Raw genomic sequence first — 25,310 nt, 5'->3', positions numbered from 1 at the left:
GTTAGGCAGGTCCGAGTGGGGCATAGGTCGCCCAATACCGGGCCATAGCGGGGGCGTAACAGTCGCCATGCCACCCAACGTATTGCACGGGCCGCCGGTCGTGAACCGAATTATCTGCGGCCCGCTTGGCATCCCGAAGTATGTTCGATCCCGTGGCGAAACAAGATGTGAACCGTGATGACGTACTGGCGGCGCTCGCCGAGTTCGACGGTCTCGGCCGGGAGGCGTTTCTAGACAAGTACGGCATGGGAAAGGCGACCGGGTACCTGCTGCACTACGGCGGAAAGGAGTACGACTCGAAGGCGATCCTGGCTGCGGCCCACGGGCACCATCCAGGCCTCGAACCTCTTACATCAGACGAGTTCTACGGCGGCGAGAGCGATGCCGTCAAATATCTCCGCCGTCTGGGGTTCGTCGTGCCCCCCGCCCGCGAACCCACATGGACGCGAGACGAACTGATCCTGGCTTGCGATCTCGTTCTCGAGAACGGCTGGAAGGGTATTGGCGCGAACGATTCGCGGGTCCAAGCGCTATCCGACCTGCTCCAACAGTTGCCGATTCACCCGATGGAGCTTCGCGGCCCGAAGTTCAGGAATCCGAACGGCGTCGCCCGCAAGACGTGGGACATTGCTACGCATCACCCCGACTATAAAGGCGCGCCCACTAACGCAGGTGCCACCGATTTGGAGGTACTCAACGACTTTCTTGACCGTGAAGCCGATATGCGTCAGGCCGCACAGTTGATCCGCGATGGGATGAGTTCGGGCGATCTCGTCGAGGCGAACGAAGTTGTGATCGACGTCGACGAGTTGGACGACGACGAAGCGCCAGAGGGGCGACTACTGGAGCGAAAGCACTTCGCCCGCGAACGTGACCGGGGACTGCGCGCCAAAAAGATCAAGAAGCATCTAAAGTCGCACCCATCCCTATCGTGCTCGACATGCGGATTCGACTTCAAAGCCGCTTACGGATCGCACGGCGACGGCTACATCGAGTGCCACCATGTTGTTCCGCTGCATGCTTCCGGCGAGGTCAAAACACAGCTCGACGACCTCATCCTCATCTGCGCGAACTGCCACCGAATGATCCACAGACGAAATCCCTGGTTGACGCCGGACCAGCTACGCGAATTGATAGACGCCTGCGGCTAAAGCGGGCTTATGGTTCATTCACATGGCGCGTCGAAAGTTCGGCACCGGGTGCAATGTCGTGCGGGACCGGCGGGCATCCGAGTGGACTGTCGACAGGTACGAACTAGGTGTTAGACGGGGTCACCCGCGTTGCCTGCCCCGCTACGCGGAAGGGAGCGCGACCGGCGTTCGTAACCTTCGCGCCGATCGCGAGCTGACCGCCGGATGGGGTTGCTCCATGGCAGACCGCAGCCACGCCCGCACGTTGCGTGTCGCGTCGATGGTCAGGAGGCCGCCGCCGTAGTGGTAAGCGGATTATTGGAGTCAGCTTCGGCCGTGCCCCTTGCATGAGGAACGTGTAAACGCCTGCCACGTCAGCGATGAGACGCCGTGTCCGAAGCCGAGGACGGCGAGGACAACCGCGGCGACTGTCATGGCGCGCCCGCGGGCGGGTCAGGTGCCGCGATGAGGTCGCATTGGTCGACCCACCGAGCGAGCAGACTGAGTACCGCTAAACGTTCGACGGCCTCCTGTCGAGTCATCTCGCCCGGCCCGTGTGTAGCCGGATTGCGGATCGTCATTTGAGCACCGGGCGCAAACTGGCGGAGGCCATTGTTCATCGAGATCACCGACTTGTCGGCTTGATCGCCCGGCCACCTCAGCCGTGGCTTGCCTCGTTCGGGATCGTCCTTCGAGAACACCTGCTGCCATAGCGGCGTGTCCTCGATATCGGTGCGGCCGGTGCGCGACTTCACTAATTGCACAACGCCATCTGCCGCGGCCGACACCGCCTGCCGATAGTGTCCGTCGCGCCATAGCCGGGCCGCTTGGCCCCACACCGCCGCGTGCATCTGCGCGACGTCGGCTGTCGGCGGCAACTCGGCCTCGGCACGTGCAGCCATGTCCTCGAGTGATCCGATCATCTGGTCGCACGCGTCGGTGATGTTCGCCGGTTCGAGCATGGGTTTGGGCTGGGTGACGGTGTTCCACGCCGCGATCGGGTCGACCACATTTCGCTGGCCGCGGAGGTGGTCGATGACCCCAAACTGGCAGCCGGTCAAGACCGTTGCGTTTCGGGCACGGCCTGCCGCTCTCGATACCCGCTCGCGGCGCGCGTGCAATTCCGTCTGATCGACACCTTCGAGCGGAAGGACGGCGGGCATGGTGCCGATTCCCGGACCGGTGTAAGTAGGGGTGTGCATCTCGAGGAATGATTTGAATGCGTCGCGGAATTCTGCAACATGACCGGCGAGGTCGCGCAGGTAGGTGGGGTTGCGGTCGGCGTCCGCCATGACCACCGACCCTACTTGCGATCGGACCAGTGCCTTGGTGCGACATACCGGTTGGCCGTTCGCGGTGGGCGAACTCGGTCCGCTGGTACTTCGCTATTCGCGTACCGCCGGTGGACCGACGAGAATGCTCGGTATGGAATCCAGCGATGTGGACTTGAAGGATTTTCTGCGCGCCTTCGGGACAACGTACGGCCAGTGGTCGGACAGCAGCCGACGAGTGGAGCTCACAGCCGACTTCGGAGCACCCGGGGGCGACGCGGAGAAACAGCACAACAATGCGCAGACCGTCCAAGGCATCAACAGCGCGAAGCTGATGCAGCTGTTCGCAGACGCTGCACAGCTGGGAGTGAGCGACGTTGACTTGGCCAAAGCCGCGCAGGTTTCTCCCATCGAATTGCGCAATGCGCGGGACGGCCTTGGGTGACTGCGTACCCCAACCCTTACCCCAACCGGCCCGATTTCGGGCCGGTTCACGGGTGTTTGCTCCTGTAAGCAAATTGCGTTGACCCGCGCAGACCGTACTCGGGTGAACGCCCGCTAACACCGTTCGGCTACCTGGGGGTCAAGTGGTCGCAGGTTCAAATCCTGTCAGCCCGACGCAGGTCAGAGCATTTTGATCAGCCGGTTCAGTGGCATGCCCCGGTCATGCCCCGACTTTGAGCGTCGCTAAGGGCCGTCGCTGGTCCTGACCCGTGTGTTTTTGCGTGGCGGTGGCAACAATCCTGCCGGGGAGCCCCATCTGTGCGCAGATCAACGACACCTTTTGAGGCATCGGCGGGGTGACCCGTAGATCCGTGCACTGTTGCCAGCGCACGTCAGGACGGTTTCGGCACCCGTTCCCCAGTTACTCTTGGCGTCTAACACCCCGCAGAACCTCACTCCAACCCTGACACCGGGCAGGGTCAACACGATGACGCCGAAGTGGTGCGCATCAGGCTCGTAGACGTGCTTCGGTGGATACGGTCAACTCCCGCCGAGCGCCCGACGCGCCAGCGCCGCTGCCGCGGGACTCACGATGTCCCCACGCATCCAGGTGACGGGCTGATCGGTCACGTTGATCAGGACATCAAAGACGGGGAGTTGGCGCAGGGCGGCTGCAGAAACAGGCCGACCGTCGGCGTGGCGCCAATCGAGTTCGGTCAGCAACGCCGCCACCTTCTCGAACGGCAATGCGGAGTCGGTCGAAGCCGCCGCAAAGGCCAGCATGAGCAGGGTGGCTTGCGTTTCAAACGTCATGTCGGACTTGGGGATCAGCCGACCGGCCAAATGGTCCCACAGTCTGTCGGGGTCACGCTGGGCCGCTGTCCCAGCCTTGGTCAATAGCAACGTTCCCTTGTGCTTGCGCAACAACCCCAAAGACTGCACGCCCTGGCGGAATCGCAGCAGCGGGTCGCAGTCGATCTCGCGATAGCGTTTGCCGATCCAATCATGCATTGCAGGAACGACTTTGGAGGATTCCCCGACATCAGCCGGCTTGAGATACCCAGCGCACGTCAGCGCAATGCCGCCGTCCTTCGCGCGGTCCAGGAACCAGTTGTACGGCCGCAGATTATCGGGCAAATCAACCGTATCCAGCGACTGCGGGCCGACCAGCGTGAGCGCCGCCACTGTCAGGTCGTCACCGTGAGGGGTGTAGGTGAGCCGGTGAACCAGCTCGACCAGACGCTCATCGATGCCGGCTTCACGCAGCACAAAGTACGCGCTGTCGAAGCCCCCGTTGACCCTTCCCAGATCAAAGAACGCAGGGTGGGCCAGCACCTGGGAAAGGCTGTCGGAGTCGACCAGATGCCCGCAGTCCTCTGGCGGTGCCGCGCGCCCACCGTCTACGACAACCGCTGCGGGACAGCCGGTTTCGGCAGCGCAGACCTCTTCCAGGCGCAGCGTCAGCTCCCAGTTGTCGCCGTAATCGTAGAGGTAGTGCAGGACATCACCTGGCTCGCTGAGGGTTTCGTCGAGCCGAGTGTCGGCGGCGGGCAGACCGTCATCGTCTTCGTCGGGCCACTCCTTGTTGTCCACGTCGTACGGGCACAGGAACAGCTGGCTGTGATGGTCGAAGGCGCCACCGCCGAGTGAGAAGCGGTGCAGGTGCGAGTCGGTCCAGTCGAACGCCACCTGAAGGACTTGGTGCACCAGGTCCAGCGTCAGATTCGAGCGCAGATCTAGGCGCCGCCAGATCGTTGGATCGCTGTCGTCGAGGTGCACCCGGATCCGGTAGACCACGTCATCTCGTCGCCGAGCGCGACGCAGATCAGGGCGTGACGACTGCTGCGGAATCAGGCGAAGGTACGGACGCCCCATGCGACCCACCTTAGTGCCGGTGCCGCGCCGATCAGGACACCCGTTGGGTATGCCGTGATCGGTTGGCCGCGTAGCAGTTTTCCCCACATCACGTAGCCGACTACGCAGGCGCCTTTCTTCGGGTCACGGGTCAGCACATCGGCCGTCGGGCAGGATTGCTTGGCAGGGTGATCTTCTGGTGCTGCCGCAGGAAAGAAATGATTTCTCTGCTCATGTCTACCGGTGCCAGTTCGGCGCGGATGCTGAACGCGGCAGCGGCGGAACCCGGTTGATGCGAGGTTTGACTGTACGGCCCGGTCAGTGATGCGGCGGCCGCTCGTCCCACAGCCTGCCTTCGTCGGATGCCTCCCGCATCTGCTCCTCATCACTGAACCGCTCGAAGTCCTCCGGCGTGACCCGCGGCCGTGGCTGATTTGGCGCAGAGGGTGGTGGGGTGGAGGATTCGGCAGGCATGAGTTCGATTGTCTCTCGACGGGTAAGCTCGCTCACCCGGTATCGCCCATAGACCAACTCGAATATCGGCGTGGCCATCAGCGTGGTGATGATCGCCACCAGCACCAACATGGTGAACAGCGTGGGCGTGATGATGCCTGCTTCCAGCCCGATATTGAGCAGGATGAGCTCGATCAGCCCGCGGGCATTCATCAATGAACCCAGCGCGACGGACTCGCGCAACGGCACCTTGTTCAGGCGCGCAGCCAGTGTGCAGGCAATCCCTTTCCCCGCAATGGAGATCACCAGGATTCCCAGGGTCACCGCCCACAGCGTTGGATTGTTGACCAGTCCGATCTGGGTGTTCAGCCCCGAATACACGAAGAACAGAGGCAGCAGGAAGGTGGTTACAAGCGGTTCGAGGCTGGCCGTGAGATGTCGCGCGAAAAATCCGGAGGGCATGGCGACACCAAGAATGAAGGCGCCGAAAATGGCGTAGATCCCAATGGTGTCGGTGAACCACGCACATGCCATCAGAAGAATCAATACCGCGCTGAGCGTGGGCGCGCTGATGGTGTTCTGGCGTTCAGAGATGGTGCCCAGCCTGGACAGCATGCGCCGTCCGACCGTCAGCACCAGCAACGTGTACACAATGCCACCGACTATCGCCACCACAGCCAGCGTGGGATTGCCCCGGTGAATGGCCAGTACCGTCGCCAAGATGCACCAGGACAGCGCATCGTCGGCGGCGCCGCACGCCAGGGCGAGGGTGCCCAACCGGGTGCCGGAAAGTCGTTGTTCGAAGATGATCCGGGCGAGCATGGGAAACGCGGTGGTCGCGATCGACGCGCCGAGAAACATCATCGCCATCACCGGGGTGACGCCTTTTTCGAAGAATGTTCCGCTCGCCAGCAGCGGCCCAGCGACCAGCGCCCCCAGCGCGAGCGGGGTGAGGATGCCGGCCGCGGAGACGGCCGCGGCGGTGCCGGCGCGATGTTTGATCAGGTTGACGTCGAAGTTCAGCCCGATCAGGAACATGTAGAGCACCAGCCCGATCTGCGCCGCCGTGTAGAGCACGACGTTGGCCTGACCCGGAGGAAACAGGTCGTGTTGCACCCCGGGGGCAATGCGTCCCAGCAGCGAGGGGCCGAGCAGCACGCCGGCAAGCATCTCGCCCACGACTTGTGGTTGACCGAGTCGCTGCGCCAGCATTCCGACAATTCGACAGGTCCCCAGAATCACCGCCAGTTCCAGAAAGAAATGTATGGCAGTTGCTGCAGGCACAGGTCACGTCTCCTGGTTCAAAATGCGGGTGGCAACAGTTCGGGACCATGTCCAGCGATCTGTCGGATGCGGCAGTAGAACCCCTGTCGACGACGGCTTGCCTTCACCGGGTGAATGAATGCGGCTTGGTGTAACTTCTTAAATATTAAGTAACTGACTGAACCCGCGTGTGTGAGGGGGCCGTATGGATGTACGAACAGAGCTTTCGCAACTCAGCCCCGAAGCACGAGAAGCTCTGGCCCACCGGATCAGAGCGCGCCTTTCCCATACGGACGCCGCTGCCCCTGACCACGAGGTCGCCGTCATCGGCGGCGGGGTCGCAGCCCTCACTCTGGCACTGGAAATGAAGATCGTCCGCCCACAAACGCGGATCCTCATCATCGAACCGAACCCGCATCCGGTACCGGAGATCACCCACACGGTCGGCGAGTCCACAGTCGAGATCGCCGCCCACTACCTCAGGGACCGGCTGGGCCTGGCCGACCATCTGCGGGATTCCCAGCTCCGCAAGATGGGCTTGCGAATGTTCTTCTCGAACGCGGGGAACACCGACATCGCCCAACGGGTCGAGCTCGGCAGCTCCACCTTCACACCCCAGGTGACCTATCAAATCGACCGCGGCAGGTTGGAGAACGAGCTGAACCGTCGGTGCCTGGCCCAAGGCGTCGAAATCGTCTGTGGCCGAGTTCGATCCGTGAATTTCGGCCACGGCACCGGTTCCCACACCGTGACATTTCAGCACGGCGACGCGACCACTGAGACGACGGCTCGCTGGGTGGTCGATGCGTCGGGCCGGAATCGGGCGTTGCCGCGACAACTGGATCTGCGCCGGGCCAACGAACACAACTGCAACGCGGTATGGCTACGCATCGGCATGGAGATCAACATCGGCCAGTGGAGCGACGACCAAAACTGGCACGCCCGCTTGGTCGAGGGCGACCGGGCCTTGTCGACCAATCACTTGATGGGTGAGGGGTATTGGGTCTGGCTCATCCGACTCGCTTCCGGAGCGACCAGCGTGGGCATCGTCGCCGACCCGGTGGCGCACCCGTTCCACACTTTCAACACGCTCGCGAAAGCTCGGGCGTGGCTGAGCGAGCACGAACCGCAATGCGCCGCGGTGCTGGCCGAGCACGAGCACCTGATCAAGGACTTCAGGGTGATGAAGCACTACAGCCACGGCGCGAACAAGATCTTCGACGGACGTGACCGTTGGTGTCTCACCGGCGATTCAGGAGTGTTCCTGGACCCGCTGTATTCGTCGGGACTGGACCTGGTCGCCATCGGCAATGGCCTGATCACCGACATGATCACCCGGGACCTCGACGGCGAAGACGTGGTCGCACGTTCCGGAATCAGCGACTCGCTGTTCCGTTCGCTGACCGACATGTGGCTTGCCGTGTACTGCAACCAGTACCCGCTGATGGGTTCACCCGCTGTGATGTCGGCCAAGGTGATCTGGGACATCGCGTTCTACTGGGGCTTCCTGGGGTTGCTGTACAGCAATGGCCGTTTCGTCAGTGTCGCCGATGATCCCGAAGTCGTACCGCAGCTGCAGGGGCTGATCGACCTCAGCAATCGCGTGCAACGGTTCTTCCGGGAGTGGGCAGCAGTGGAAAAGTCTTCTCCCGCATCAGGTTTCGTTGACTTGTTCGCACCGCTGCAATTCATGGTCACGCTGCACACCGCCATGATGGGCGTTGCCTCTGACTTCCGCGCGCAATTCGACGCCAATGCCCAATTATTGCGCCAGCTGGCGGGCCAGTTGGCCGAAACCGTGATCGCACAACATCGCGACAGGTTTGCCGACGACGATGTCATGCGACAGGTGCAGGCGTGGCAACGGGATTCCTTTCTGCAGGAGCTGCGCGCCATCTACCGCCGTGAGCAACCGGGCAACCCGGTCAGTCAGGACTGGATTCTCGGCACCACACCCGCACTCGAATTCAGTTGACCCAGAACAAACACGAGATCCGGTTGCGCCGTGCCGGTCGGGTATCGCGGCGGCCCGACAGGGGAGAGGTGAACATGTCTGCCGAACACGTCACTCGAAAGCCCTTGGCGATTGTGGGGATCGGGTGTCGTTTCCCGGGCGACGCGCACACACCGGACACTTTCTGGCGCCTGCTGTGCAACGAGACCGACGCCACCCGCACGGTCCCGCAGACCCGGTGGAACGCAGCCAAATACTACGATCCAAACCCGGCGAAAGTCGGCAAGATGGTCACCCGCCGAGGCGGGTTTCTCGATGAGATAGACCAATTCGATCCCCAGTTCTTCGGCATCTCGCCCCGCGAGGCGAACTTGCTCGATCCGCAGCAGCGTCTGCTGCTGCAGACCACCTGGGAAGCATTGGAGGACGGGGGGATACCCGCGGAGGCGTTGGCCGGCAGCAATGTCGGTGTCTTCATGGGTGGTTTCACTCTCGACTACCAACTCCTGCAAAACCAGGGTCGTACCAGTCGCTTCCGATTCAAGACCCATTCCGCCACCGGCATGATGATGACGATGCTCGCCAACCGCATCTCCTACGCATTCGACTTCCGCGGCCCGAGCATGACGATCGACACGGCCTGCTCGAGTTCGCTGGTCGCCGTACACCTTGCGGCCCAAAGCATCTGGAACGGTGAATGCGATCTCGCCCTGGCCGGCGGCGTCAACATCATGATCGGGCCCAACACGGCGATCGCGGAATCGAAGAGTGGGTTCCTCAGCCCGGACGGGCGCTGCAAAGCATTCGACCAATCCGCTGACGGCTACGCGCGCGGCGAAGGCGGCGCGGTGGTGGTGCTCAAACTCCTCGAGCACGCTCTGCGCGACAGCGATGACATCTATGCGCAAGTCCTCGGCACCGCCGTGTCACAGGACGGCCACACCGACGGCATCACCGTACCCAGCGCTGACGCACAGCAGGCGGCGATCACCACAGCGCTGCAACGAGCCGGCGTCGAGCCTAACGACGTCGGGTACGTGGAGGCGCACGGCACCGGTACTCCGGTCGGCGATCCTGTCGAGGTCCGTGCCCTGGCCAACGCGCTCGCGTCCGACCGGCCCCCCGCAGATCCGCTGCTGATCGGATCGGTGAAGACCAACATCGGACACCTGGAGGCCGGCGCCGGGGTGGCCGGCCTGATCAAGGCCGCGCTGGTGCTCAAACGCAGTTACATCCCCGCCAACCTGCATCTGGAAAACCCCAGCAGTCACATACATTTGGCGGAATTCGGCGTCGAGATACCGCGCACCGGGCGCGCGTTTCCCGTCGGCAAGCGGCGGGTGGCCGGCGTCAACTCCTTCGGCTTCGGGGGCAGCAACGCCCACGTCGTGCTCGCCGAGCCGCCCGCCCCGGCCGGTATCCAAGCCCCACCTCGGCGGAACCGGCCGGCCATACTGCCGATCTCGGCACGCGCCGAGGAGGCCCTGGCAGCGCAGGCCCACCAGTTGGCGGCGCACCTGAACGCCCACCCGGATACCACCCTGCACGATCTCGGCTACACGTTGAGCCGGCGGCGCTCTCACCTGAACTATCGCCGCACCCTGGTCGCGGGCAGCATCGCCGAAGCGCGGGAACAACTCCAGGCCCTCTCCGACGCTGTCCCCGTCGGCCGCACCCCGATCGCGCCGAAGCTGGCCTACGTCTGCACCGGGATGGGCCCTCAGTGGTGGCGGATGTGCCGCGACCTGCTGGACTCCTATCCGGCCTTCACCGAGAGTTTGTTGCGCACCGATCGCGAACTCGCCCAGCACACCAACTGGTCTCTGCTGGACGAGCTTCGATCCGATGAAGGTCATTCGCGGATGAGCGAAACCGAGGTCGCGCAACCTGCCAACTTCGCCATCCAGGTCGCACTGGCCGAACAACTTCGCGAGTTCGGCGTCACCCCCGACGCGGTGATCGGACACAGCGCCGGGGAAGTCGCCGCCCACTACCTTGCCGGTGTCCTCACCTTCGAGCAGGCGGTCCAGGTGATCTTCCACCGCAGCAGGCTTCAGCAACGCACCAGCGGGATGGGCCGGATGCTCGCCGTCGGACTCAGTGCCGAGTCGCTCACCCAGACCATCGATATCGCAACATTTGACGAGCGGGTATCCATCGCCGCGATCAACAGCCCGTCCGCGGTCACCGTCGCCGGCGATCGCGACGTGCTGGACGACATCGCCCGCCACTTGGACGAACTCGGGATCTTCAACCGATTGCTCACCGGCAAGGTGCCCTATCACACGCACTACATGGACAGGGTCAAAGACGACCTGTGCACCGCGCTGGACACGTTGTCGCCACAGGCCGCGGCCATCCCGCTGTACTCCACCGTCACCGGGGAACGACTGGACCACTACCCTTTTGGCGCCGGTTACTGGTGGCAGAACACCCGCGCCACCGTCCTTTTCGAACCCGCGCTGCGTCGCATGCTCGAGGACGGCTACACCCACTTCGTCGAACTTGGCCCACATCCCGTCCTCGCGGCATCGATCGCCGAGATCGGCCGAAGCCGGCAGCTCGACGTGAACGTCCTGGCCAGCCAACGACGCAACGAGGACGACAGCCGTACCCTGTTGAACTGCGTTGGCGCTCTGCATTGTCACGGTCACTCGGTCGCCTGGGACGTGCTCTATCCCCAGACGGGTGCGCGGCTGCTGAAGCTGCCGTCCTACCCGTGGCAGAACAAGCGGTACTGGAACGAAACTCAGGAAGCGGCCGAGGACCTGCACTACCATCCGGTGCACCCGCTGCTGGGGCAACCGGTCAGCGCCGTGCACCCGACCTGGGAGGCCGAGCTGAACACCACCATCGCGCCCTTCCTCGCCGATCATCAGGTGCAGGGAAGTGTCGTGGTGCCCGCGGCGGTATATATCGAGATCGCCCTGGCGGCAGGAAAAGAAGCGTATGGATCGAGCGGCTACAGCGTTGTCGACCTCTCGCTGCACCGTGCCCTGATCCTGGACGCAACCTGCGATCCAATCCTGCGGACCACCCTCAACCGGGACACCGGCGCTATCGAGTTCGCCGCGTTCACAGCCACCGCCGGCGGAGAAATGAGCTGGACGATCACCGCGACAGCAGCGCTGAATACGCTGTCGCGCGCCCCTGGCCGCGACGACAACGCGAGCAGCACCGAGCAGGCGACAACGATCGACGGCGACGAGTTCTACACCCGAGCCCGCGCCGCGGGGTTCGACTACGGCGAGGCGTTTCAGACCGTTACCGGCATCACCTCCGGAGACGGGTGGGCCATCGCCCAGATCACCTTGCCCGCCACGATCATTCAGGACGTGGATGCCTACCGCTTCCACCCGGCACTCATCGACGGCGCCTTCCAGACATTGCTCGGCACACCGCTGTACAGCCAGAACAACGATGGCAGTCCCTACCTGCCGACCCGAATCCGGCGCAGCGCCATCTACGGTCCCCCCGAGAAAGTCATGGCCGTACACGCACGTGTCACCTCGGCAACCACCGACGAGATCGAATGCGACCTCACGATCACCGGCGACGACGGCGAACCCCTGGCCGCGATCCACGGCTTCACTGTGCAATCGCTGAGCGCGTCATCGCGGATGTCGCCCGAACGGGTGGACAAGGGACTCTACGAGATTCAATGGGTCGCGCAGACCGAAACGAGGCCCGCCGCCAACGCGTCGGTGCCCGACAGCTCGTCCTGGCTCGTCTTGCTCGACCTCGACGGCATAGGAACCGCCCTGGTCGAACAACTGCACCGCAGTGGTCAACGGGTCCAGACGGTCATCTACCAGCCCGTCAGCGGACTGACCGAGATCGACGGCGGCTATGCGCTGGACCCGCGGCATCCGGAACAATTTCAGCAACTGCTCGATAGACATCTGGAGAAAGAAGGCAGCCTCGCCGGCGTCATCAACCTGTGGCCGCTGGACATCTGCGCGGACACCGGATCCACCGAAACACATTACCGGATCGGTGTTTTCACGATTCTGCACCTCATCCAGTCCTTCGCCGCACACGACGCCATCCAGCCCCGCCTCTACGTGATCACCGGCAAAGCGCAACCGGCGCCGGACACCGATGCGATCGCCGTTGACCAGGCCGCCATCTGGGGACTCGGACGGGTCGTCGGTCACCAAGAATTGGCCGGCCAGTGGGGAGGACTCATCGACATCGACGATGCCGGTGATCGCGAGCAGACGGCGTTGCGTGTCTGCCAACACATTCTGGCCGACAACCTTGATGACCAGGCCGAGGATCAGATCGTCATCCGCGGAGACGTGACGTATGTGCCGCGGCTGCGCCCGAGCCAGAGCCTGACCGAGCCATTCCCCACCCAACTCACGCCCGACGCGACCTATGTGGTCACCGGTGGGCTCGGAGCTCTCGGGCGCATGGTCGCGAGGTATCTCGCCGAACGCGGAGCCCGTCACATCGTGCTGCTCAGCCGCAGTGAGATCCCGCCGAGAAACCAATGGTCGTCGATACTTCCTGGGCACCGGCATCACGACACCGTCAGCAACCTGGCACAAATCGAGCGCCTCGGTGCCCAGGTGAGCACTGCCCGGGTCGACATCACCGACGCCGATCAGGTGCAATCGTGGCTCAGTGACCACGTCCGGCAAGGCGGCCGGCCGGTGCGTGGAATCGTGCACGCCGCGGGATGTGTCAACGATCAGCTCCTGGTGAACATGACCGAACCGGACTTCACGCGGGTCATGGCTCCGAAGGTCACCGGTACCCGGGTGCTGCACAACGCTTTTCGCGGTCACGACCTGGAGTTCTTCGTCCTGTTCGGGTCCGCCGGCTCGGTTATCGCCGCACCCGGTCAAGGAAACTACGCTGCCGCCAACGCTTTCCTCGACGCATTCGCGCACCTGCGGCAGGCCGAGGGGCTGCCCGCTCTCACCATCGGGTGGGGTCCGTGGTCAGTGGGAATGGTCGAAGAGCTGAAGCTGGAAAAGGTCTACGCCCAGCGCGGCATCGAGCTCATCACGCCCGCCGCCGGCGCCCGGATCCTCGATCGGCTCATCACGCAGAGGACCCCCAACGTGGTCGCGATCAGCGCCGACTGGATGCGAGCCCGTCGCGCCGGCTTCGGCGGCCGGCTTCCCGCAATGTTCGCCGATCTGGGAACGACCGAAGCGACGGTCGATCAGGACCCCGACACCACGATGATCGACTCGCTGACCGGCCGCCCCGAAGCCGAGAGACTCGAGGCGGTGGCAGACCACGTTCGGCAGGTGGTGGCCGCCGTCTTCGAAGTCGCGGCCGGCGATATCGGCCCCGACGACATCCTCAACGACATCGGCTTGGACTCGATGATGGCCATGGATTTCCGGGCCCGGATCAGTGCGATGTTCGGTATCGAACTTCCGGTGCTGGAACTGCTCAGAGGTGTCAGCGTCAACTCGCTGGCCGCGCGGATACTGGCCGACCTGCATCTGGACGGCGCCAGCTCATTGCCGGACACCGAAACGCAACCGGAGCCGCGCGCTGCGGACGACGTGGAGCATCTCCTGGAAAGCCTGTCCGACGCCGACCTGCGGGCATTGCTGGCTGAACTTGAGCAATCACCTGACGATCCCGAGCCGGGACGTTCGTAGTGGTGAATTCCACAGTGCGTCAATCAGATAAGTCGTCCGCAGTGCAGGTGCGGGGTCTGTCGAAGGCCTATGGAACGTTGCAGGCCGTGCAGGATCTGGACCTCGACGTCGGGTACGGGGAGATCTTTGCGATCCTCGGCCCCAACGGCGCCGGCAAGTCGACGACCATCGAAATACTGGAGGGCCATCGGCGCCGGGACCGCGGATCGGTGCGGGTCCTGGGCGAAGATCCCGACGCCTCAGGCCGGAGCTGGCGCGCCAAGATCGGCATAGTGCTGCAGGAAGCCAGCGACTTCGGGATGCTCAAAGTGTCTGAAACGGTGGACATGTTCGCCAAATGCTATGCGCGGAGCCGGGTTCCCGGCGAGGTCCTCGAGCTCGTCGGACTCGCGTCGGCGTCCGAATCGAAGGTGCGAAATCTGTCCGGGGGGCAGCGCCGCCGGCTCGATGTGGCACTCGGGATCGTCGGGATGCCCGAACTCCTTTTCCTGGATGAGCCGACGACCGGGTTCGATCCAGAAGCCAGGAGGCGCTTCTGGGAACTGATCCGGCTGCTGGCGCGCGACGGCACCACCATCCTGCTCACCACCCATTACCTCGACGAAGCCGCCACCCTGGCAGACCGCGTCGCCGTCATCGCCGGCGGCCGGGTGGTCGCAGTCGATTCACCGGCCAAGCTGACCGAACACGTCGATACGGCTGCGACTGTCCAGTGGGTGGAGGGCGGTCAAGTGCATGTGGAGAAGACGGATCACCCCACTGAGTTGATCAGACAGCGGTCGACGGACGGCGCCGAGCTGGCCCAGCTGACCGTCTCCCGGCCCACCCTGGAGGACGCCTACCTGCAATTGATCGGTTCGGGTCGATGAGTGTCGACGACGTCCGGAAAACCTCACCGGTGCCATACCGCGCGACCGGGCACGCCTCGACGCTGCCGTCGCCGCTTCGGATCGGGTTGTCGCGGGCCGTCCCCGAGTTGAAGATGTTTTACCGCCGGCCCGAGCAAGTGGTGTTGACCTTTTCGATGCCGGCAGTGATCTGCATCCTGTTGGGTTCGATCTTCTCGGCGAAACTGCCCAACAGCGATACCAGCACCGGCGCAGTGATCGCGGCGAGCATGCTCGCCTACGGAATCCTGTCGACTTCGTTCATCAATCTCGGCATCAGCATTGCTGCCGACCGCGACACCGGTGCCCTGCGGCGACTTCGCGGCACACCGACGACGGCGGCTTCATACTTCGTCGGCAAGATTCTGCTGGTGACGGTCGCCAGTCTGGCGGAGGCGGTCGTGCTGCTGGCGGTGGGGGTGCTCGGCTTCGGACTTCGGCTCCCGGCAGATGTCTTCGGCTGGTTCACCCTGTCCTGGGTGTTCGTCCTGGGGATCGTAAGTTGTTCCCTGCTCGGCATATTCGTCAGCAACTTCGCCAGCAACGCGGTCTCGGCGGCGGTATTGACCAACGGTCCGGCGGTGGGCCTGCAATTCGTGTCCGGCACCTACGTGCCGCTCATGGCACTGCCGACGTGGATGCTGGCGGTGGGCTCCATCTTCCCGGTCAAGTGGATGGCGCAAGGCTTCCGGTCGGTGTTGCTGCCTGCGGACATGGTGATCTTCGAACCGGCCGGCAACTGGGAGTACTGGCGCATATTTCTGGTGCTTGCGGCGTGGAGCGTCGGAGGGCTGATCGCCTGCCTCGCCGTCTTCCGCTGGTCGGACAAGCACTGACGTTCCCGCGGCAAGGGTGTTAGATCGTGGTGTGGACGCGGAACCTGGCAGGGCACAGACACTTTCAGATCGATTGGCCTCGATGCCGCACTACCATGTCGTCACCTTGTGTGACGAGAGTTGCCTGGATTACAGCGACGGGCTGACCGAGCCCGGTGCACTTGCCTATGCGGCCGACGTGATTTCACCGACCGCCGGTGAGCGTGAGCAAGGGTTGGAAGGCGTGTGGATCGTGGCCGTCGACCCGCAATCATGTCGGCTGGCGCACGGCAACAACGCCGACAAAGAGACCGAGCAAGCGCTGGAATTTCTGATGCGGGTCATCCAAGGTGAGCCCTACTGGTCGGTGTTCGGTTGACGTGAACGCGCAATGGCACGGGCGTGACGGTTCGGTGTTCGTCACCACGGGCATGTCCGGTGCGGGTATGAATCAACGGTGAGCACCCATCATGTGAATCTGACCCCGCAGGAAAATTCGTTGATCGGCCAGAGTCATCCCGATGCGCTGGCGCGCATGGACGAGAAGTCGCTCAAGGAACTGCAGAGCCGGCTCCGGCAGGCCCGCGAGAAGAATTTCAGTCTGCTACGGCGCCAAGGTGCGGCGCGGGTAGAGGCCGAAGGTGCCCGGGGCGCCGCTCAACCGGCCAACGAGAAACGCGGCGAGAAAGTCGAGATCTTCGACGAGGCACTGGCCCGGGTGACCCGGCGCCTGGAAATGTTCAGCGAGACGAATTAGTTACGGCGAGTTCACTCTTGGGCGATGCCTAGCGCAGATAGATCAAAGCGTTGTTACCGACCTGCACACTGATCCGGCTTGCGTGCACGTCATCGGGTAAGTCACCCCGGTGACCGGGCTGTACACGTCGAACGGATTCGAGCCGTGCCCGTGGGCGTGGTGCGTCTCGGCGCTGTAATAGCCTGGCTGGAACCGAGTCCGATCCGCGAGGTCGTCTCGACCGCCGACGAAAGGAAGAATTCATGGGCGACGTCGACGCGGCCGCGATTGGCTCCGAACGCCGTGACTGGATCCAAGAACACCTTGCGATGTACCTCGACTCGGGCGGAGCCCGAGGCCACATTTTCGACGTCAGCGCCGTCGGTGGCCGCGAAATCACGACCCACTGCCTGATCAGGTACACCGGCCGCAAGTCCGGCAAGACGTACGTCAAGCCGCTCATCTACGGCAACGTCGCAGGGGAGATCGTGATCGTGGCCTCTAAGGGCGGGGCCGATTCGCACCCCGAGTGGTATCTCAACGTCATTGCCAGCGAAACCATCGGGGTGCAGATTGCGACGCAGGCCTTCGAGGCCACGTGGCGCGAACCGGAGGGTGGCGAACGTCACGACGTGTGGGAGTACATGTGCCACCTGTACCCGCCGTACGTCTCCTATCAGCGCTCCACGAGCCGCCACATCCCGCTGCTCATGCTGAAGCTGGGACAGCCGATCGACGTCTTCACGTCGAAAGTCGGTTGATCCCCTGCGAACCGCCAACAGTTGGTATTAACGCGTGCGGTAACGGGAATGCCGACGACATGACCAAGCGCATCCTGAATGTCGTCAGCAATGTTTCGCACTACGCGGACCCGTCGGAGCCGACCGGCCTTTGGCTCTCGGAGCTCACCCATGCCTATGACATCTTCGACGAAGCCGGGTACGAGCAGACGATCGTCAGTCCCAGCGGCGGTCCGTCGCCGCTGGAGCCGCGCGCGCTCAAATTTCCGTTCTACGACAAGAGCGCCAAGGCGTGGCGGGCCGACGAGTCGAAGATGGCGCTGCTGGAAAGCACTGCCGCACCCAACGAAATCGACTCGGCCGACTATGACGCGATCTACTTCACCGGCGGTCACGCGGTGATGTTCGACTTCCCCGATAGCGAAGGGCTGCAACGCATTACCCGAGAGATCTATGAGCGCGGCGGCATCGTGTCCTCGGTGTGTCACGGCTACTGCGGCCTGCTCAACACCAAGCTGTCCGACGGATCGTTGTTGGTTGCCGGCCGCAAACTCACCGGGTTCGCCTGGTTGGAGGAGGTGGTGGCCCGGGTGAACAAGCTGGTGCCCTATAACGCCGAACAGGAGATGAAGCAACGCGGCGCCCGCTACGAGAAGGGTTTGATCCCGTTCACCTCCTACGCCGTAGTGGACGGGCGGCTGGTGACAGGCCAGAACCCGGGATCAGCCAAGGAGACAGCGAAGAAGGTCGTGGCGGCGCTGCAGGGGTGAGCAAGGCCGCTGAGGGCGTTCGTTTACGCAAGACCGCTCACGTGTAGCCGAGCCGGAGTTATGTTTGCCTCACGAGCCGTTCCGAGGCAGGCACCATGGCGACAGCAACAGACGAGGCGGTGCGTCTACCGCCGGCTCTGCGCGCGCCGAAACCGGTCCAGGGGCTGGCGTTCCTGTTCGCCCGGCGCAGAATGGTCGCCGCGCTCGGCCGGCGCTACGGAAACGTGTTCACCCTCGACCTGCCCGGCTTTGGTCGCACGGTGGTGGTCGGCGACCCGGATCAGATCAAGGATCTGTTCGGCACCAGCCGGGAGCTGCTGGGCCGCTCCCGGCTGAATCTCGGCAAGGTCTTCGGCCCCGGTTCGATGTTCAACCTGTCGGGCGACGAACACCTGCTGCGGCGCCGGCTGCTCTCCCCGCCCTTTCATTCCGTGCACGTCGCGAAGTACCGGCAGATCGTCACCGAAGAATTGCTGCACGAAGCCGCGACCTGGCCAGACGGGCAAGAATTCGCGGCCTGGCCGGCGATGACGCGCATCGTGCTGCGCGGGTTGCTGCGCGTCGTAGTCGGTGCCGAAGGGGCCGACCTCGACGACCTGGCAGCGTTGATGCCGCCCGCGGTCGCGCTCGGGGCCCGCATCGGGTTGTTGCCGCCGATCCTGCGCAAGGACTTCGGGAGCTGGAGCCCGGGTGCGCGCCTGGTGCGCAGTCGCGGCAAGTTCAACACCGCCATCGACGCGTTGATGGGCCAGGCGCGCACCGATCCACGTCTTGCCGAACGACATGACGTACTGGCGATCCTGTTGCGGGCCCGCTACGACACCGGGGAGCCGATGTCGGATGACCATATCGCCGACGAAGTGCTCAGCGTGCTCACGGCCGGGTATGAGACGACGGCGGCGACGCTGGCCTGGGCGGTGGAACGGTTGCGTCGGCATCCGCAACTCCTCGACCGGCTGACCGCCGAAGTCGATGCCGGCGGATCGGAACTCCTGCAGGCCACGATCTGGGAGGTGCAGCGCGCACGTCCGGTGTCCGACGTAGCCCAGCGACGGACCACAGCACGAATCCGCCTGGGGGAGTGGGTGATTCCGGAGGACACCACGTTGATGATCAATGTCGCGCTGGCCCACGGGTCCCCGGACAGCTTCCCGGACGCGGACTCGTTCAGCCCGGAGCGCTTCCTCTGTGGGCAGCCCAAGCCGGTGGGCTGGATTCCCTATGGTGGCGGATTCCAGCGCTGCATCGGCGCGGCCTACGCGAACATGACGATGGACACCACGCTGCGCACCTTGCTGCGGGAATTCCGGCTGGTTCCCACCGATGCGGAAGGGGAGCGGCCGCGCGACCACGGCGTGATCTTCGCGCCGGAACACGGTGCCCGCGCCGTCGTCTACCGGCGAAGGCGGGCAGGTTTCGGCTCGACTCCGTGAGCGGCTCAACGGCAGGGGGAGACGGTGCATTCGCGCCTGCGGGCCGCCTGATCAGCGATACAGTGGCCTACGCAAGCGTAGAGGGGGGCTTTTGCAGGTACTGACCAGCAGAGAGGGTGCGGTTGTCGACGCGATCGCCGAGGCCTTCTTCCCGGCTCGCGGACCGATCGGGGTGGGCGGTAGCGCCGCGGGCGTGGTGCCCTATGTCGACACGATGCTGGCCCGACTCCCGTTCGCCAAGCGCGTCCAACTGCGGGGTCTGCTGGTGGCGTTCGAGGTAGGCACCGCCATCACCAGTCGCGGCGGCCTGTTCTCCGCCGCGCCGCTTGACGAACGCATCGCCCGACTGCAGGCATGGGAAGACGCCGACCGATACGTCCAACGCGCGTTGTTCTCCGCCCTGCGTTGGCTTTTCACGCTCGCCTATCTGGCCGAACCCGCAGTGCAGCTACGAATCGGGCTGCCGCACAACGAAATTCAACCGACCGTCCCGCTGCGACGGCCCGGCAGGGCACCGCGGCTAGCTCGCGGTGCGCGGGTCGTCCGCCTCGAGCGCCGCTTCAACACCGATCAGCTCATCACCGGCATCGAGATCCCGAAGTGGTTCGGCGTACTGGCCGGCGCCCGATTCCGGGTGAGCCTCCGTTATCTGCATCGGATCGCCTGGATTACCGGCTGGAGCGGTGTGGCCACCGCAGTAGGCACGGTGGAACGCCGCCGCTACGACCGGCGGATCGCCTCGACGCCCCTCGACCCGCCACCGATCTTTATCCTCGGGCACTGGCGCAGTGGCACCACCCACCTGCACAACCTGCTGGGCCGCGACCCGGACCACACCTATCCCACCGTCTACCAGGTGGTGTTCCCCACCGCGTTCATCACCACCGGCAGCGTCATCCCGCCGCTGACCGCGCGCCTGCTGCCCGACACCCGCGGCTATGACAACGTCGCCCAGGGCTGGGGTGAGGCGGCCGAGGACGAGATCGCGCTGGCCAAGCTGACCGGCTTGTCGCCGTACCTGGCGTTCATGCTGCCCGACCTGTTGCCCCGCTACGAACGCTACTTCGATTTCCTGCAGGCCCGCGAAGACGAGCGCGACGAGTGGAAGGCGGCGCTGCGCTGGTTCGTCAACAAGATCCGGCTGCACTCCGGTGGGCGGCGCCCCGTGATCAAGAGCTGCGCCCACATGGCCCGGGTCCGGATGCTGCTCGATGTGTTCCCGGACGCGAAATTCGTTCATATACACCGCAACCCGTTCACTGTCGCCGCCTCCACGATCCACATGCGCAACCAGACCGACTGGGAGAACTTCCTGCAGGTGCCCGAAGTGGCTTTCGTCAAGAACCTGCCGACGCAGGTGGCGGTCGTCGGGCAGAAGCTCTTCGAGCGCTTCTTCGAGGACCGGGCCCTCATTCCGCCGCAGAACTACATCGAGGTGGCCTATCCAGATTTGTGCGCGCGCCCGCGCGAGGTGCTCGACGGCATCTACCGCCACCTCGACATCCCGCAGGGTGACCGCTACGACGCCACCATCGGCGGCTACCTGGACGGTCTGCGCGGATACCGGACCAACACGCTGAACATCGACGACGAACTCGCCGACCTGGTGCGCGAGCACTGGAAGTTCGTATTCGACGAATACGGCTACTCGCTGGACCATCGATCATGACGTTCCACGACTTCGTCGAGGAGCATCTGCACTCCAGCACGCACCTGGCCAAGCGCCACGTGCATCCCAAGCTGCTGTACATGTTCGAACTCGCCGGCATGGACGCGGTGTTCACCCGGGCGCAGGGTGCCTACCTGTGGACCGAGAACGGCACCCGCTACCTGGACCTGCTCAGCGGCGGGGGAGTGCACTTCATCGGACGCAACCATCCCCAGGTCCGTGCGGCACTGCGTGACGTCCTCGACATGGACCTGCCCAACCTGTCGGTCGCCAACGCGTCGGTGCTGGGCGGCCTGCTGGCCGAGCGGCTCATCTCGTTGGCCGGCCCGCAGTTCGCCAAGGTGGTGTTCGCCAACTCCGGGACCGAGGCCACCGAGATCTGCGTGCGCTTCACCCGTCAGGCCACCGGTCGTCGTCGTTATCTGTATCTGGAGGGGGCATTTCACGGCCGCACCTACGCCGCGATCTCGATGTGTGGTTTCGACGAGATGAAGATCACCGCCGATCCGTTGATGCCGACCTGTACTCCGTTGCCACGCAACGATATTGAGACGCTCCGGCGCGAACTTTCCTACGGCGACGTCGCCGCCTTCGTGGTCGAAGCCGTGCAGGGCATGACCTGCGAAGTCGTCTCGGCCGAGTATCTGCGTGCGGCCCAGCAACTCTGCGCGCAACACGGGACCGCACTGGTGATGGACGAGGTGCAGACCGGCCTCGGACGATTGGGCAACTGGTTCGGTTGCCACGGTGCCGGCGTCAAACCTGACATGCTCACTGTCAGCAAGGCGCTCTCCGGTGGCCAGGCGCCGGTGAGTGCGGTGCTGCTGACCCAGGACATCTACGACCGCGTCTACGCCGCCTTCAAGTCCGGGCCCATCTATCTGTCGACCTTCGCCGAGAACAACCTCGCCATGGCCGCCGGGCTGGCCACTCTCGATGTGCTCGAAGACCTGGACGCGCCCCGGCGGGCGCGTGCCCTCTCGGAGAAGTTCCGCAGCGGGCTGCAGGAACTGGCCGACCGCTACGACGTGATCGACCGGATCACGGGGCAGGGCCTGATCATCGGCGTGGTGTTCAAGAATTCGGCCCAGCTCGGGCTGCGGGTGCAGCAGACTCTGATGGGAATCGGCGATCCGGGTGCGTTCGCGGCCGCGGTTCACATCGACCTGCACAAGCGCGGAATCCTGGTGCAGATACCGGGATTCAACCTCAACATGATCAAGCTGCTGCCGCCGGTGACTCTGGACGACGCCGACGTGGCCTGGTTCCTGACCGCGTTCGAAGAAGTGCTCGCCGGTTACCGCCGACCCGCATCCGGCCCGGTCGTCGGCATGGTCGGCGGTGTCACCCGCCATGTGCTCAACGAAACCCGGGCCCGCCTCGACGCGCGCCGGCCGGCGCTGGATGTGCCAAAACACAACGCGGCCAACCGCATACAGGAACATTCCGACTACCACCGTGCACTGGCCCTGGACTGTGACGTGTGTGTGGTCGGCTCCGGCCCCGCGGGCACCGTGCTCGCGCACCGACTGGCCGGCGAAGGCCTCGATGTCGTCGTCCTGGAGGCCGGCGCGGCCATGCGCCAGCGCGATCGGGGAGCGGAGGCCGGCGAGACGTTCGCCCGCTGGTTCTGGGAAGGTGGCATGCGCACCACGCGGGGCAATGTGGTGATACCCACGTTGCAAGCGCGATGTCTGGGCGGCGGATCGGTGATCAACTCCGGCATCTGTATGCGGGCCCCGGACTTCGTGTTCGAGAAGTGGGCGAGCGAGCACGGCGTCGAAGGGGCTGCACCGGAGCAGATGGCCCGTCATTACGAGGCGGTCGAACGGTTCCTGGGGGTGCGACCGGTCCAGTCGCACGTGCAGGGCCGGCGCAACGACCTGTTCCGCAGCGGGGCAGAAGCGCTGGGCTACCAAGTGGAATCGCTACGGCGAAACGAGCACGACTGCCGTGGCTCCGGTCAGTGCATCACCGGATGCCCTTCGGGGGCAAAGCAATCGATGGATCGTCGCGGGGTGCCGGAGCTGTTGGCCGCCGGCGGCCGCGTCTACACCTCCGTGCACGTCGATTCGCTGCTGCGGCAGGGCAATCGGGTGTACGGATTGACGGGCACGGTGGTCGATCCCAGCTCCGGACGGCGGACCCATCGGGTGCGGGTCAAGGCCAAATGCACGGTGCTGGCCGCGGGTGCGTTCGCTTCGCCGCAGATCCTGCAGCGCAGCGGCCACCACGAGGAGGCCGTCGGGCGAAACGTTCGCATGCACCCCGGCATGATTGTGCTGGGCGAGTTCGACGACGAGATCGCGCCGTGGACCGGTGCGACCCAGGGCTACCACGTAACCGGCTTTCTTGAGGAAGGCATCAAACTGGAGTCGATCTGGGCCACCCCGTCAGTACTCGGCATGCTGCACCCGGGAACCGGTGACGAGTACGTACGCTCGCTGGCCGGCTACCGGAACGTGGCGACCTGGACGGTGTGGGTGAGTGGGCAGGACTCGGTCGGACGGGTGCGGGCCCGGCCGGGTGGCATGACCAGCCTGCGCTACGACGTCGGGGCCGCCGACGTGCGTCGCATCCAAGAGGGCGCGGCCCGGCTGGCCGAGATGTTCGCCGCCGCGGGCGCCCGCAGCGTGGTACCGGGAATCCGTGGCTTGGCGCCCCGTTACGATGCGCCCCAGGCGGCACCCGCGATCCGGACTGCGGCATTGTCTCCCAACGACTTTCGCGTGGTGGCCAACCACGTCTTCGGCACGACGGCGATGGGGGCAGATCCGAGTCGGCACGTGACGGACTCGTGGGGAGCCGTGTACGGCCTCGACGACGTGTACGTGTGTGACACCGGGCTGTTCCCGTCGAGCCCGATGGCCAATCCCATGCTCACCGCGATGGCATTGGCACACCGTCAGGCCGAGACGCTGGCCCATCGGTATCGGCGCTGACTGACGAGCATCCCGAGCCCAACTCGGCGCGAGTTGGGCTCGACCATTGTAGGTAGTCCGCTACGCTACCCGGCGCATTGCTGGCGGCTTTGAATCGAAAAGCCAATGGTTACCTTCGCACCCGAGGAATGACATGTCAGGATTCCGGGTCGGCCTCGTCGACGTGCTCGCCTACTCGAGCATCGGCCCGCTGGCCATCACTCGCGCGAACTACCTCACCGCCGTCGCAGCAGGTGTCGATTCGTTCTGGGTGGCTGATCACGTCAACGCTCTGACACCCCGGTCGATCATGACGGCAAAGTATCTCGGCTCGACGACCGCGAAGTTGATGCCCCGACCCGACGCCGTCAGCGAGCCCTGGACGGCACTGGGATACCTGGCCGCCAAGAATCGACTCGCACGGCTGCGACTCGGAACCAGCGTCACCGACGCCGGCCGGCGCAACCCTGCGGTGACTGCACAAGCCGCCGCCACGCTGCATCTGCTGACCAAGGGCAGGGCGATCCTGGGCATCGGCACCGGCGAACGCGTAACCAACGAACCCTATGGCGTGGAATGGTCCAAGCCGGTCGGGCGGTTGATCGAGGCCCTTGCCACGATCCGGGCGTTGTGGAACTCCAACGGTGAACTCGTCAGCCGCGATTCGGAATTCTTTCCCCTGCACAACGCGATCTTCGACCTACCGCCATATCGCGGTAAATGGCCAGAGATCTGGGTGGCGTCCCACGGCCCGCGCATGCTCAAAGCCACCGGTCGCTACGCCGACGCCTGGTTTCCTGCTGCGCTCGTCCATCCCGACGACTATGCCGCTGCTCTCGATGTCGTCCGGGCGGCGGCCTGCGACGCAGGTCGTGACCCGATGTCAATCGTGCCGGCCAGCCTCGTCATGGTGGTGACGGGCCGCAGCCGCGATGAGGTCGACGAAGCGCTCGGCTCCCAGGTCCTCCGCGCCTTTGCCCTCAACATCCCGGCCTCCGAATGGTCCCGGCACGGGTCGCGGCATCCATTCGGAGACGACTTCACCGGCATGCAGGATCTCATTCCGCAGACCCTCGACGAGCAGGCCGTACTGGCAGCGACCAAGAATGTCCCACAGGCACTGCTGACCGGCAGCATTCTCAACGGCACCCCCGATGAGGTGCTCGAACAGGCCGCTGAGCTACGCGATGCTGGACTGCGCTATGCCGTGGTGGTCAACATGAGCGCTGCGCAACCGAGTTTGAAGCGCGGCATGGCCGCCAGCGTCCCCTTCGTGCGGATCCTGCGACAGCTGCGAAAGCTCTAGCGACCGCCCGAACTGCCGTTGCCGGTTCCGCCGGAAC

17 protein-coding genes are annotated in these 25,310 nt (G+C 64.5%); 14 read left to right on the top strand and 3 right to left on the bottom strand.

The features are described 5' to 3' along the window. Positions 1 to 152 precede the first annotated feature (152 nt). The gene (locus tag AC5Y6Y_RS03440; RefSeq protein ID WP_499918595.1) at positions 153 to 1,151 is read left to right on the top strand and encodes an HNH endonuclease; all 999 of its coding nucleotides are present in this window, start codon (positions 153 to 155) and stop codon (positions 1,149 to 1,151) included. A 410-nt stretch (positions 1,152 to 1,561) separates the two neighbouring features. On the opposite strand, the gene AC5Y6Y_RS03435 is transcribed toward AC5Y6Y_RS03440, so the two are convergent. Continuing rightward, the gene (locus tag AC5Y6Y_RS03435; protein WP_499918597.1) at positions 1,562 to 2,422 is read right to left on the bottom strand and encodes a TIGR02391 family protein; all 861 of its coding nucleotides are present in this window, start codon (positions 2,420 to 2,422) and stop codon (positions 1,562 to 1,564) included. A gap of 133 nt (positions 2,423 to 2,555) precedes the next feature. Here AC5Y6Y_RS03435 and AC5Y6Y_RS03430 point away from each other — a divergent pair, with 133 nt between their 5' ends. Then, a complete protein-coding gene (locus AC5Y6Y_RS03430) occupies positions 2,556 to 2,846 on the top strand; it encodes a hypothetical protein (RefSeq protein ID WP_499918598.1) in 291 nt (96 codons plus the stop codon). A 539-nt stretch (positions 2,847 to 3,385) separates the two neighbouring features. On the opposite strand, the gene AC5Y6Y_RS03425 is transcribed toward AC5Y6Y_RS03430, so the two are convergent. Further along, positions 3,386 to 4,642 (bottom strand): plasmid pRiA4b ORF-3 family protein, encoded by a 1,257-nt coding sequence (locus tag AC5Y6Y_RS03425; protein WP_499918599.1) that lies wholly within the window; start codon positions 4,640 to 4,642, stop codon positions 3,386 to 3,388. Between the two features lie 375 nt (positions 4,643 to 5,017). After that, positions 5,018 to 6,436, bottom strand: a complete 1,419-nt coding sequence (locus tag AC5Y6Y_RS03420) for a cation:proton antiporter (protein WP_499918601.1) — start codon at positions 6,434 to 6,436, stop codon at positions 5,018 to 5,020. Between the two features lie 184 nt (positions 6,437 to 6,620). On the opposite strand from AC5Y6Y_RS03420, the gene AC5Y6Y_RS03415 reads away from it, so the two are divergent. From AC5Y6Y_RS03415 to AC5Y6Y_RS03360, 12 genes are all read left to right on the top strand, one after another. Further along, on the top strand, positions 6,621 to 8,390 hold the full coding sequence (locus tag AC5Y6Y_RS03415; RefSeq protein WP_499918602.1) for an NAD(P)/FAD-dependent oxidoreductase: 1,770 nt from the start codon (positions 6,621 to 6,623) through the stop codon (positions 8,388 to 8,390). A gap of 74 nt (positions 8,391 to 8,464) precedes the next feature. Continuing rightward, positions 8,465 to 13,996 carry a type I polyketide synthase gene (locus tag AC5Y6Y_RS03410; protein WP_499918603.1) on the top strand — a complete coding sequence of 1,844 codons (5,532 nt, stop codon included), beginning with the start codon at positions 8,465 to 8,467 and terminating at the stop codon, positions 13,994 to 13,996. 14 nt (positions 13,997 to 14,010) lie between these two features. Continuing rightward, on the top strand, positions 14,011 to 14,865 hold the full coding sequence (locus AC5Y6Y_RS03405) for an ABC transporter ATP-binding protein (protein WP_499918605.1): 855 nt from the start codon (positions 14,011 to 14,013) through the stop codon (positions 14,863 to 14,865). After that, complete coding sequence (locus tag AC5Y6Y_RS03400) at positions 14,862 to 15,719, top strand: ABC transporter permease (protein ID WP_463825308.1); 858 nt, start codon at positions 14,862 to 14,864, stop codon at positions 15,717 to 15,719. Before AC5Y6Y_RS03405 ends, AC5Y6Y_RS03400 begins: the two co-directional genes overlap by 4 nt. Before the next feature lie 82 nt (positions 15,720 to 15,801). Then, positions 15,802 to 16,077 carry a hypothetical protein gene (locus AC5Y6Y_RS03395; RefSeq protein ID WP_463825309.1) on the top strand — a complete coding sequence of 92 codons (276 nt, stop codon included), beginning with the start codon at positions 15,802 to 15,804 and terminating at the stop codon, positions 16,075 to 16,077. A 78-nt stretch (positions 16,078 to 16,155) separates the two neighbouring features. Then, on the top strand, positions 16,156 to 16,455 hold the full coding sequence (locus AC5Y6Y_RS03390) for a hypothetical protein (protein WP_499918607.1): 300 nt from the start codon (positions 16,156 to 16,158) through the stop codon (positions 16,453 to 16,455). A gap of 242 nt (positions 16,456 to 16,697) precedes the next feature. Further along, positions 16,698 to 17,195, top strand: a complete 498-nt coding sequence (locus tag AC5Y6Y_RS03385) for a nitroreductase/quinone reductase family protein (protein WP_499918608.1) — start codon at positions 16,698 to 16,700, stop codon at positions 17,193 to 17,195. 59 nt (positions 17,196 to 17,254) lie between these two features. Beyond that, complete coding sequence (locus tag AC5Y6Y_RS03380; RefSeq protein WP_463825312.1) at positions 17,255 to 17,944, top strand: type 1 glutamine amidotransferase domain-containing protein; 690 nt, start codon at positions 17,255 to 17,257, stop codon at positions 17,942 to 17,944. Between the two features lie 95 nt (positions 17,945 to 18,039). Next, the gene (locus AC5Y6Y_RS03375) at positions 18,040 to 19,377 is read left to right on the top strand and encodes a cytochrome P450 (RefSeq protein ID WP_499918609.1); all 1,338 of its coding nucleotides are present in this window, start codon (positions 18,040 to 18,042) and stop codon (positions 19,375 to 19,377) included. Positions 19,378 to 19,468: 91 nt separating this feature from the next. After that, positions 19,469 to 21,046: a sulfotransferase gene (locus AC5Y6Y_RS03370; protein WP_499918611.1), complete on the top strand. Its 1,578-nt coding sequence runs from the start codon at positions 19,469 to 19,471 to the stop codon at positions 21,044 to 21,046. After that, entirely contained in the window at positions 21,043 to 23,988 is a 2,946-nt protein-coding gene (locus AC5Y6Y_RS03365) for an aminotransferase class III-fold pyridoxal phosphate-dependent enzyme (protein WP_499918612.1), read from the top strand. The genes AC5Y6Y_RS03370 and AC5Y6Y_RS03365 overlap by 4 nt, the downstream gene beginning before the upstream one ends. 133 nt (positions 23,989 to 24,121) lie before the next feature. Further along, positions 24,122 to 25,273, top strand: coding sequence for an LLM class flavin-dependent oxidoreductase (locus tag AC5Y6Y_RS03360; protein ID WP_499918614.1), 1,152 nt, complete (start codon positions 24,122 to 24,124; stop codon positions 25,271 to 25,273). Positions 25,274 to 25,310 lie beyond the last annotated feature (37 nt).

Source organism: Mycobacterium sp. NGS24 (assembly GCF_059813065.1).
Note: the sequence above shows the minus strand (reverse complement) of the source record. Positions and strands in the feature narration are given on the sequence as shown.